The 10,994-nt window shown below is 45.4% G+C and carries 11 protein-coding genes; 3 read left to right on the forward strand and 8 right to left on the reverse strand.

The genetic code is table 11. The annotated features are described in order from the left end of the window. Window positions 1-162: 162 nt before the first annotated feature. Window positions 163-1,923, reverse strand: a complete 1,761-nt coding sequence (locus KSW37_RS14265; RefSeq protein WP_254368682.1) for an ATP-binding protein — start codon at window positions 1,921-1,923, stop codon at window positions 163-165. Between the two features lie 261 nt (window positions 1,924-2,184). Between KSW37_RS14265 and KSW37_RS14270 the strand changes: the two genes are divergently transcribed. The 3 genes from KSW37_RS14270 to KSW37_RS14280 all read left to right on the forward strand — a co-directional run bounded on the left by KSW37_RS14270 (window position 2,185) and on the right by KSW37_RS14280 (window position 4,810). Further along, a complete protein-coding gene (locus KSW37_RS14270) occupies window positions 2,185-2,292 on the forward strand; it encodes a VOC family protein (RefSeq protein WP_254368681.1) in 108 nt (35 codons plus the stop codon). 44 nt (window positions 2,293-2,336) lie between these two features. Further along, a complete protein-coding gene (locus tag KSW37_RS14275; RefSeq protein WP_217315000.1) occupies window positions 2,337-2,846 on the forward strand; it encodes a methylated-DNA--[protein]-cysteine S-methyltransferase in 510 nt (169 codons plus the stop codon). Between the two features lie 233 nt (window positions 2,847-3,079). Next, entirely contained in the window at window positions 3,080-4,810 is a 1,731-nt protein-coding gene (locus tag KSW37_RS14280) for a glycoside hydrolase family 9 protein (protein WP_254368680.1), read from the forward strand. Window positions 4,811-5,084: 274 nt separating this feature from the next. Here KSW37_RS14280 and KSW37_RS14285 read toward each other — a convergent pair whose 3' ends face one another. From KSW37_RS14285 to trpS, 7 genes are all read right to left on the reverse strand, one after another. Beyond that, a complete protein-coding gene (locus KSW37_RS14285) occupies window positions 5,085-5,630 on the reverse strand; it encodes a 2-oxoacid:acceptor oxidoreductase family protein (RefSeq protein ID WP_006848319.1) in 546 nt (181 codons plus the stop codon). A gap of 192 nt (window positions 5,631-5,822) precedes the next feature. Then, entirely contained in the window at window positions 5,823-6,587 is a 765-nt protein-coding gene (locus KSW37_RS14290) for a thiamine pyrophosphate-dependent enzyme (protein WP_217314999.1), read from the reverse strand. 86 nt (window positions 6,588-6,673) lie between these two features. After that, the gene (locus KSW37_RS14295; RefSeq protein ID WP_217314998.1) at window positions 6,674-7,762 is read right to left on the reverse strand and encodes a 3-methyl-2-oxobutanoate dehydrogenase subunit VorB; all 1,089 of its coding nucleotides are present in this window, start codon (window positions 7,760-7,762) and stop codon (window positions 6,674-6,676) included. A gap of 3 nt (window positions 7,763-7,765) precedes the next feature. After that, complete coding sequence (locus tag KSW37_RS14300) at window positions 7,766-7,996, reverse strand: 4Fe-4S binding protein (RefSeq protein WP_022120396.1); 231 nt, start codon at window positions 7,994-7,996, stop codon at window positions 7,766-7,768. A gap of 69 nt (window positions 7,997-8,065) precedes the next feature. Beyond that, window positions 8,066-8,245, reverse strand: a complete 180-nt coding sequence (locus KSW37_RS14305; RefSeq protein WP_006848323.1) for a tetratricopeptide repeat protein — start codon at window positions 8,243-8,245, stop codon at window positions 8,066-8,068. A gap of 193 nt (window positions 8,246-8,438) precedes the next feature. Further along, window positions 8,439-9,698, reverse strand: a complete 1,260-nt coding sequence (locus KSW37_RS14310; protein ID WP_367397517.1) for an MATE family efflux transporter — start codon at window positions 9,696-9,698, stop codon at window positions 8,439-8,441. A gap of 66 nt (window positions 9,699-9,764) precedes the next feature. Further along, a complete protein-coding gene (trpS, locus tag KSW37_RS14315) occupies window positions 9,765-10,850 on the reverse strand; it encodes a tryptophan--tRNA ligase (RefSeq protein WP_217314996.1) in 1,086 nt (361 codons plus the stop codon). Window positions 10,851-10,994 lie beyond the last annotated feature (144 nt).

Raw genomic sequence — 10,994 nt, forward strand, 5'->3', positions numbered from 1 at the left:
ATTGGAAATGCCAAAGAAAAGAACAACTTTCTTCGCTTTAAGACACAAAAAAGCCATTCAGCATCAGGATTTTAAACGATACAAAACACATTATGCAAATTGCATTATGTAATCAGCATAATGTAATCTGCATAATTCATATACAAATACATCTCAGTAACTTTATTCTATCTCCTCACACACCACCATATCCACGCTTCTGAATATCACAACAATCTTGTGAAGGCGGGTGGTCTTTACCTCAGATTTCACCACATCACTATCTGCATAGCGATTAACCTGAGCGATGGCTGCCTCTCTCAGCTTCGCCACCTGCTCATCGGTGGCATCCGACTTGCAATATTTCAACTCCACAATGTATGAATGCTCCATATCCGGATAATTCTCCAGGAGCGGACGCAGGAAGATGTCGGCATAACCAGCCTGGTTATCCAGTTCTGAGATTGGACGATAGAACATATTCTGACAGGTCATCGCTAAGGTAAAACCATGCACATACGACTCACCCTTCTGTCGATCACGCTGAGAAGAAAAGCGCTTGATGGCATCAGCTATAAAGCCGAAATAAGATTTATAATCACCATCATAAGCAAAGCCACTCTCCAAATCACTCTTCTGATAGGTATCGTAAGCCAGTTCGTTCTCCTTATAGGTACTCAGCAAATAAGCATATATCTGCTCTCTAGCCACCTCGTTAGGAATCACAAACTTGGTCTTGCCACGATAGGTTCCATCAATTGTCAGCATGCCAAAGTAGAAGAGCAAACTGACGAAATTGTCCGGATCGTTGATGCTCTCAGCAGGAAATCCCCTTTTCAAGTTTCCCGTAACAAATCCATCCGTAACCAGATGCTGGATGATGCTGGCATCATGGGCAAACTCCTTATCGTGGCGGATGAGCATACGAAGCTTGTTATAATCTACACGGATGTTATCCTCTATCATATCACGAGGAATATCACAATTATTGTGAATATACTGGTCGATGAAATACAGCACCATCACAGAGTTATACATCGTTACCTGACCATATCTGTTGATAGCAAAGCAGTAGTTATCATACCATGGTTTCATCACCTGGATAAGTTCATCCACGGAATGACGGAAAGGACAAACCGAAGAATAGTAGGTCAACATCTCACGTACTTCTTCCTCCGTAAATCCCGTCATCTCGTTAAACTCGGCGCTCAAGGAATAGTTGGTGCCGATATTGAAACCACTGGTCAAATCATCCATCGTCACAGGACTGACACCTGTTACGAAAACACGCTTCAAGGATGTACTTGTAGCCGCCTTCACCGCATCAAAGAAGAGACGCAGATAGCCTTCGCCATACGTCTGCTTGCGATAATTGGTCATATATTGCGGCTCAGCAAGAATCTTATTGGTAAAATGGTCGTACTCATCTATGAAGAGATAGATTTGCTGACCAACTTTATCACATACTTCGCAAATATACTGCAACTGATTGATAGATCCCTCCTGCTTGTTCATTTCCTCCTTGATATCTTTAGGAAGATACTGCTGATAAACATCACAGAAAATATTGTAGCTGATATTGCAGGTAGCATCCAAACCATCCTTATAATCGTCGATACCAGCTGCAACTACAGAGAAATTCAGATTCAGCACCAAAAAGGAATTACGCTCAGGGGTTGGATTCTTACCTATATAAAGATCACCAAAGAGCTGATTAAACTTATCCTTCTTGTTCACATCATAGTAATTCTGGAGCATAGAAAGGGTAAGGCTCTTGCCGAAACGGCGAGGGCGAATATAAAAGAAATACTTATTTGCTGCCTCTATTTCTTCTATAAACGGAGTCTTATCCACATAATAGCAATCATCCTTTCTAACATCCTCAAAATTCATCATGCCATAAGGGATGCGCTTGCGATATATGCGTTTCTTCTTCTGTTCCATATCTACTACTTTTTTGACTTTATCTTTCTTTGTGCAAAACTACAATAATATTTCCTAACTAACAAAGAAAATGATGAGAAATCATACTTTATCTTATTTTTTTCTCCTCACCCAGACCTTATGGCTGTGCTGAGCCACAGAGCGGACTCAAAGAAAAGTTCAATAAAAGTATAATATATTATAAATAAGAATGCCATATTGTACTTTATCTTGCGAAATCTGAAAATATTTATTATTTTTGCAAAAAAGTACAATATATATATGAAACTTAACAAAATCCATCATATAGCCGTGATTTGCTCAGACTATGAGAAATCCAAGCATCTCTATACAGATGTGCTCGGAATGAAGATCATGGTTTGCCGATAGAATTGTATGAAAAATAAAAATTCTGTTTAATCGTATTTGATAGAATGCAGCAAATAAACATCCAATATAACAACTCGCCCTGCGGAGAGTTAATTCTGGCATCAGTGGGTGATGAATTGTGTCTATGTGATTGGAATGAAAAGCCATGTGCAGAGCGCAATAAGCTTCGACTAGCAAGGTATATGAACGCAGATTTCAAGATAGAGACATCTTCTGTCCTGGAGCTGGCTAGGCAGCAACTGGATGAATATTTTTTAGGCATCCGCAGGTCATTCGAAATTCCGTTGCATCCTGTAGGAACAGATTTCCAGAGAAAAGTATGGAATGCATTGCTTGATATACCATATGGTGAAACCAGAAGCTATAAGGAAATCGCTCAAAGTATAGGCAATCCCAATTGTGTCAGAGCCGTGGCTGGAGCAATCGGAGCCAACGGCATCAGCATCCTTATCCCCTGCCATCGCATTATCGGCAGCAACCGTTCCCTGACAGGCTTTGCCGGAGGACTGGAAGCAAAGAGAATTTTGCTGGAACTGGAGACTGAAAAATCATAAATGCATTCCATTATCACTTCCCTTATCATGGAAATACCTATATCTGGAAATGATAATATGGGACGGAACGAGACCTAAAACGTTCCGTCCCATAGAAACAAAAAGGCTCAACAAAGAATAAACCATACTAAAAGCAAAAATAATCCAGAAAACATAAACAATTTCCAACTAAAATAACTATCTTTGCAGACAATAAGCATAAAACAACTATAACACTTTAAAAATAAGGCAAAATGAGAAAAGTAATCTTAACCGCTATGGCACTGCTGACAGCAGTAACGATGCTAGCTTCTTCTGAGAAGAATCCCATCAAGGTTAACCAGGTTGGCTATTTGACCCATGAAAGCAAGATAGCAACCATAGAACCTGAGGCAAAGTCCAAAAGCTTCCTCATCAGAGACCAAGAGGGTAAAACCGTCTGGCGCACAAAACATGCAACCACCAAGAAATCCCCATTCTCCAGCAAGATCCGCCAGGAGATAGACTTCTCCTCTATCACCAAGCCTGGCAGGTATACCCTGGTAGCAGGAAGACATCAACAAAGCTTCATCATTTCCAGCGATCCCTATACGGAAGCCTTGAAAGCATCCATCAAAGGCTACTACTATCAGCGTTCTGGGGAGAGATTGGAAAGAAAGTATGCTGGCGAGTACGCACGACCGGCAGCTCACCTGGATACTCATGTCATGGTGCATCCTTCGGCAGCAAGCCCTAAAAGACCGGCGGGAACCATCATCTCTTCTCCCAAGGGATGGTACGATGCTGGCGACTATAACAAATATATCGTCAATTCAGGATTTACCCTCGGACTGATTCTGCAGTCCTACCAGCTCCATCAGGATAGATTCAATTCTCTCAATCTTCAAATTCCGGAATCCGACAATAAGATACCGGATATCCTGGATGAGATGATGTATAACCTAGAGTGGATGCTCACCATGCAGGATCCAACCGATGGAGGAGTATATCATAAACTCACCACCCCTAACTTTGAGGGATTCGTGATGCCAGAAGACTGCAAGCAGCAACGTTATGTGGTACAGAAAACCACCACAGCTGCTCTCGACTTTGCTGCCACCATGGCACTGGCCGCCAGAATCTACCAAAAATTCCCTGAGTTCCAAAGCTTCTGCCAACAAGCCATAGAATCAGCTGAAAGAGCATACGCATGGGCTGTGAAACACCCCACTGTCTATTACGACCAGGATGGAAACAACAAGAAATTCTCGCCAGCCATCCATACGGGTGGTTATGGAGACAACCACACCGAAGACGAGTTTTTCTGGGCAGCTACAGAACTATACTTCACGACTTCAGAAACATCCTACCTGGAACAGGCAAAACAGTTTGTTCCAGATGAATTCAGCATTCCATCCTGGGGTAACGTGGCAGGTCTGGGCATCTTCCAATGGGTAAACCAGGAACTCCTTGGCACCCCAGATGCCGGCAAGCTCCCTATGAAAGAGATCAAAGAATCTCTTAAGAAAAAATGTGATGAGGATATCCTAGAACTGGCTACCTCTTCATTCCACAGTATCTTCGGCAACAGCGCCCAAGACTTCCACTGGGGAAGCAACTCTGAAAGCTGCCTGGGAAGAGGCATTGCCCAAATGTACGAGTATGCCCTGACAAAGGACAACAAATATAGGCAAGCCGCCCTCTCCACCTTAGACTATTTCTTTGGACGTAACGCCACAGGCTATTGCTACCTGACAGGCTTCGGCACCCAGAGGGTCATGAATATCCACCACCGTATCTCTGCAGCCGACAATATCAAGGAGCCAGTACCTGGTCTGGTGGCTGGAGGAGCCAACAAGGGACAGGAAGATGCAGAATTCGTACCAGCCTATGCTTCCAATATTCCAGATGAATCCTACCAGGATAACGTCGGCAGCTATGCTTCGAACGAGATTGCCATCAACTGGAACGCCTATCTGGTGTCCCTGCTTGGATGGATAAACTAACAGCACATTGGAGATTATCCGTATAAAGACCAAAAGAGGGTGTGTCATGGACTTATGACACACCCTCTCCAAACTTTCATGAACAATATCTGTAAGAAAGAGTTTAAGATACGAAAAACATTCAACAGCAGATTTTGAATGTAGCAAACTACATGATACAAATAAAATATGTAATCTGCAAGATGCATCATTTTTTCCTTTTCAACCCAGCATACTAAAACAAGGGAGCGAACTGCACCGCAACCCGCTCCCTTATCTATACTGATGATTGAATTTAATCAACCTTTTCGATAATCTTCATTCCCTCTTCCACTGCCTGCATGTTCAGCGGAATCAAACCATGATGGCGCTCTGGCAATGACTTGTAAAGCGCCTTGTTCAAACCATCGGTGCTCACTACAGGACAAACCTTCAGCAGTCCACCCAATACAATCATATTGAACACCTTCGAATTTTTCATCTCGGCAGCCTTGTCCATCGCATCGATGCGATAAATGGTGATATCCTTGCGCTGAGGAGGATTCATCACGCCATAGCCATCATAAATCAGGATGCCGCCTGGCTTAATCTTCGGCTCAAACTTGTCGAGCGATGGTTGGTTGAGCACGATGGCTACATCATAATGGCTCAGGATAGGCGAAGAGATGCGACTGTCGCTCACAATGACCGTTACGTTGGCAGTACCGCCACGCTGCTCTGGTCCGTAAGCAGGCATCCAGGTTACCTCCTTATCCTCCATCAGTCCTGAATAAGCCAGAATCTTTCCCATAGAGAGAACGCCCTGACCGCCAAAACCGGATATAATGATTTCTGTCTTCATATTTTTAACTTTGAACTTTGAGAATTGAACTTTGAACTTTATAATTACTTTTTATGACTTTGAACTTTGAGAATTGAACTTTGAACTTTATGATTACTTTTTATGACTTTGAACTATATAGAGACCTACTTTTTGCAAGTTAAGGTAATCATAAAGTTCAAAGTTCAATGTTCAAAGTTCAATGTTCTATGTTCAAATTCCCGTTGTATCCTTCAGGTCGCCCTTAGGATACTGCTTAAACATGTTCTCTTCCATCCACTTGTTAGCCTCAACAGGTGAAAGTTTCCAACCGCTGTTGCAGGTAGAAACAATCTCTACCAGGCTGGAACCCTTGCCTTGCATGCTTGCCTCGAATGCCTTGCGGATAGCCTTCTTCGCCTTCTTGATGCTTGCCACGGTCTCCACACTCTGGCGGGTTACATAACAGGTGCCCTGCAGATGGCTTGCCAACTCGGTAATATTGAGTGGATAACCATGAAGATCAGCCTCTCTACCGTAAGGACAGGTAGCAGTCTTCTGACCCAAGAGCGTGGTTGGAGCCATCTGACCACCGGTCATACCATAAATGGCATTATTGATGAAGATGATGGCGATGTGCTCACCACGGTTCAGGGCGTGGATGGTTTCGCAGGTACCGATGCACGCCAAATCGCCATCGCCCTGATAAGTGAAGACGAGACGATCAGGCCACAAGCGCTTGATGCCTGTAGCTACAGCAGGTGCACGGCCATGGGCAGCCTCCTGCCAGTCTATATCCAAATAGCGATAAGCAAAGACAGCGCAGCCCACCGGACATACGCCCACCGTCTTATCCTCCATGCCCATCTCCTCGATAACCTCGGCAACGAGCTTATGAACTACGCCATGCGAACACCCCGGGCAATAGTGCATCGGGGTATCGTTCATCAGCGTAGGCTTCTTATATACCAGATTCTCTGGTGAAATGATATCATTCATTTTATTTAATTTATAGTTAATAGTTTACAGTTTATAGGGCGCAACCTCCTATTAACAATAAACTATTAACTGTTAACTATCAATTGTCAATTGTTAACTATTAACTTCTTTAATGCTTGAACGATTTCCTCCGGCTCAGGAACGATACCGCCCAGACGACCAAAGTGCTCCACAGGAGTCTGACCATTCACAGCCAGTCGCACATCCTGAACCATCTGACCTGCATTGATCTCTACAACCAGAATGCCCTTCTTGGTTTTGGCGAGTTCATGAATCTCCTTTTCAGGGAAAGGCCAGAGGGTGATAGGACGGAACAATCCGACCTTGATGCCCTGCTCACGCGCACTCTCGATGCTCTTCTCGGCGATACGTGCCGCACTACCGAAGGCTACGATAACATAGTCGGCATCATCCATCTGCTCGGTTTCATAACGAACCTCGGTTTCACGGATTTTTCTGTATTTCTCCTGAAGAGCAATATTGCGCTCCTCCATTACCTCAGGCTTGAGTTCCAGAGAGGTCATGATGTTGACAGGACGGTTCTTCGGACGACCGATGGTAGCCCAAGGACATTCCTTCGCAATCTCCTCCTCTGTACGACGAGGCTTGACAGGAGGCAAAACCACCTTCTCCATCATCTGACCAATGACACCATCGCTCAGAATCATCGCAGGATTGCGATACTTAAAGGCAAGCGTAAAGGCGAGATCAACGAAATCTGCCATCTCCTGAACAGAAGCAGGAGCCAGCACAATCACATTATAGTCGCCGTTACCACCACCGCGGGTAGCCTGGAAATAATCACTTTGGGATGGCTGGATAGTACCCAGACCCGGACCGCCACGTTGTACGTTGACGATAACGCCCGGAATCTCAGCACCTGCCATGTAAGAGATACCCTCTTGCATCAAAGCCACACCCGGACTTGAAGAAGTGGTAATGACACGCTTACCGGCACCGGCGCCACCATAAACCATGTTGATAGCCGCCACCTCACTCTCAGCCTGCAGAACCACCATACCAGATGTTTCCCATGGCTTGAGCAGAGCCAGCGTCTCTATAATCTCACTTTGAGGTGTGATAGGATAGCCGAAGAAACCATCCGCACCACATCTGATACAGGCATGGGCTATCGCCTCATTGCCTTTCATTAATGTAACTTCCTGATTTGCCATTATTTAGTCCTCCTTCTTACGATAAACTGTGATGCAGCCGTCCGGACAGACGATGGCGCACGAGGTGCAACCAACGCATGCTTCAGGTACAGCCGCCTCTACATAACGGTAACCATGCACATTGACTTTTTTCTCTGCCAATGCGATGACATGCTGAGGACACGCCTCCACACAGAGCGAGCATCCCTTGCAACGCCCGGTGTCGACTACAATAGCCCCTTTAATCTTACTCATATTCTAATTTCTTACTAATTATCTTTACCATTGGAGTAAACAAAGCTCCTGCTGTCCACATGTCGGTTGTTATGGATTGTAGTAGTCTTTGCAATAAAAGCTCATGATATCATCCAACATCTCCTTGGCTGCTACGGCAGGACTTTCCGGATCGAGGGCAATGGCCTCCATATAGCAGTCGAGGGCACGCTTAAAGTCACCCTGCTTGCGCCAGGCGTTACCTTGCTGATAATATTCTTCTGCTGTCATTTACTCTTTTCTTTTTAAGTTTTGCTCTGCGAAATTACTAATTTTCGGCTAAGAAAAAGAATATAAGCCTAAGATTTAAACTATATTAATGTAGTTTTTCACAAAAATGCGCACACTATAATTCAGTGTGCAATTTTTATGAAAGATGTGCATTATTTCTACTAAAATATTCTATAAAAACACTATTCGTCATTTACCGCAGTTTTTTACGGTAAATGACGAACAGTACGATTCCCCTCAACAGAAGGTAGAGAATGAAGGCCAACCACAGGGCATGATTGCCCCAAAAAGGATGCAAGCCGAAGAACAGACCGAAGAACGAAGCCGAGGCTACGGCGGTAGAACAGAGCATCGACTTAGACTGTGTGATGCCAACAAAGATGCCATCGAAGACGAATGCCGACATGCCAGACAGCGGAATCAGCACAGCCCACCAGAAATATTCGCCCGATGCAGCTATCACCTGCTTATCGCTTGTGAGCAAAGAGAGGAAATTCTCGCCACCCACTATATATAATAAGGTGAAACCTACTGCCACGACAGCTCCAAAAGCCATCGTTTTTCTGACCACCTCGCGGAATGCTCCCATGTTTCGGGCTCCATAATACTTGCCGCTCAACGCCTCTGCCGCATAGGCAAAACCATCCATAAAATAAGAGAAGATGGTAAAGAGTGTCATCAGCAGCGTATTCACAGCCAGCACAATGGTACTCTCCCTGGAACCTGCCGCCGTAAAGAAGAGGTTTACCGCCACCAGACAGAGGGTACGGAGAAAGATATCCTTATTGAGCGAGAAAAACCGCTTCAGCGGTTCGGCAGCAAAGAGATGCCGGCGATAATCATACTTGCTTAACCGGCGATAATGGAAGCGATAGAACAGACATGCCATCAGGAATCCCCACCATTGGGCTATGACCGTTCCGAGCGCCACGCCTTCTACCGTCATCCCGCAGACAAAGACCAGCAGCAGGGAGGCTATGATGTTAACCACATTCTGTGTCAGAGATACCATCATCGGAATGCGCGTGTTCTGCATACCGATAAACCAGCCCGTAAATCCGTAGAGTCCGAGCACTGCCGGGGCTCCCCAGATACAGACATAACAGTATCTCCGTGCCAGTTCCACGACATCCGTTTCCGGCGACATCGCCCACAGTCCGCAGCCTATCAGCCATTTCTGAAAAATGAAGAACAGCACTCCTATCCCCACACCGATACTGAGAGAGCGCACCAGGAGCCTCAGAACTTCAGCCAGATCTCTCCTTCCCAAAGCCTGCGAAGTCATTCCGCTGGTTCCCATTCTCAGGAATCCGAAAAGCCAGTAGATGACATTGAAGAGCATCGACCCTACGGCAATGGCTCCGATGTAAGCAGCATCGCCGATATGCCCGACGATAGCGACATCAACCAAACCCAAAAGCGGTACCGTGATATTGGATATTATCGACGGCACCGCTAATTGTAATATTCGTTTATTCACGTACTTTAATGATTATCATTAATCACTAATAAATAATCACTATACTCTAAATTTCGCAGCCTGCTCCTCAATATAGGCAGCATCGCTGAAATAGTCGATACGCATAGCCTTGCGAACCTCATCCATGGTCTGGGCTGCAAACTCGCGGGCATCCTCGCTACCCTTCTTCAGGATATTGAATACCTCAGGAATATCCTGCTCAAACTCATGACGGCGGGCACGGATTGGGTCGAGCATCTTGTTGATGACGCTGTTCAGGAACTTCTTGCAGGTGCCATCACCGATACCACCCTTCACATACTGGTCTTTCAACTCATCCAAAGTCTTGAACTCTGGCCAGAACTCTGCGAAGTCCTCAGGAGTAGAGAATGCCTCCAGATAAGTGAACACGGCATTGCCCTCCAGATGACCTGGCTCTTCCATGCTCATACGTGGCTCACCATTAGACATCTTCTTCACCTTCTTCCAAACGGTCTTCTCGTCATCGCTCATGTAGATGCAGTTGCCGAGACTCTTACTCATCTTCTCCTTACCGTCAGTTCCTGGAAGACGACGGCAGCAGGCAATCTCAGGAAGCAGAATCTCTGGCTCTACCAAAACAGGTGCATAAGTCTGGTTGAAACGGCGAACCAACTCGCGGGTTACCTCCAGCATAGGCTCCTGGTCCTCACCGGCAGGCACGGTTGTAGCCTTGAAAGCGGTGATGTCGGCAGCCTGACTCACAGGATAGCAGAAGAAACCGAGCGGAATGTTTGCCTCGAAGTTACGCATCTTAATCTCAGTCTTCACAGTTGGGTTACGCTGAACACGAGATACGCTGATGAGGTTCATCAAATAGGTAGTCAACTCAGCCAACTCAGGAATCATACTCTGGATATAGAGTGTACACTTCTGTGGATCGAGACCCGCAGAGAGATAGTCAAGAGCCACCTCTGTGATGTTCTGTCGAATCTTCTCAGGATTGTCGGCATTATCAGTCAAAGCCTGAACATCTGCCATGAAAACGAACATTCTGTCAAAGTCGCCAGCGTTCTGAAGTTGTACTCGGCGCTGCAGAGAGCCGATGTAATGACCCAGGTGAAGTTTACCTGTAGGACGGTCACCCGTCAATATAATCTTTCCCATTTTCTTGCAATTTATTATTATTTTTGTGCAAAGGTACAACAAAATATTGAGAAACTGCAAGAAATGGTGAAAAAATAACAAAATGAGCGGGAGAAGGAAGGGATATCTGAAAGAAAAACGGGGCACCCCTGAGGATGCCCCGCC

Origin of the sequence: Segatella copri (assembly GCF_019127135.1) — a bacterium.
Classification (GTDB): Bacteria; Bacteroidota; Bacteroidia; order Bacteroidales; family Bacteroidaceae; genus Prevotella.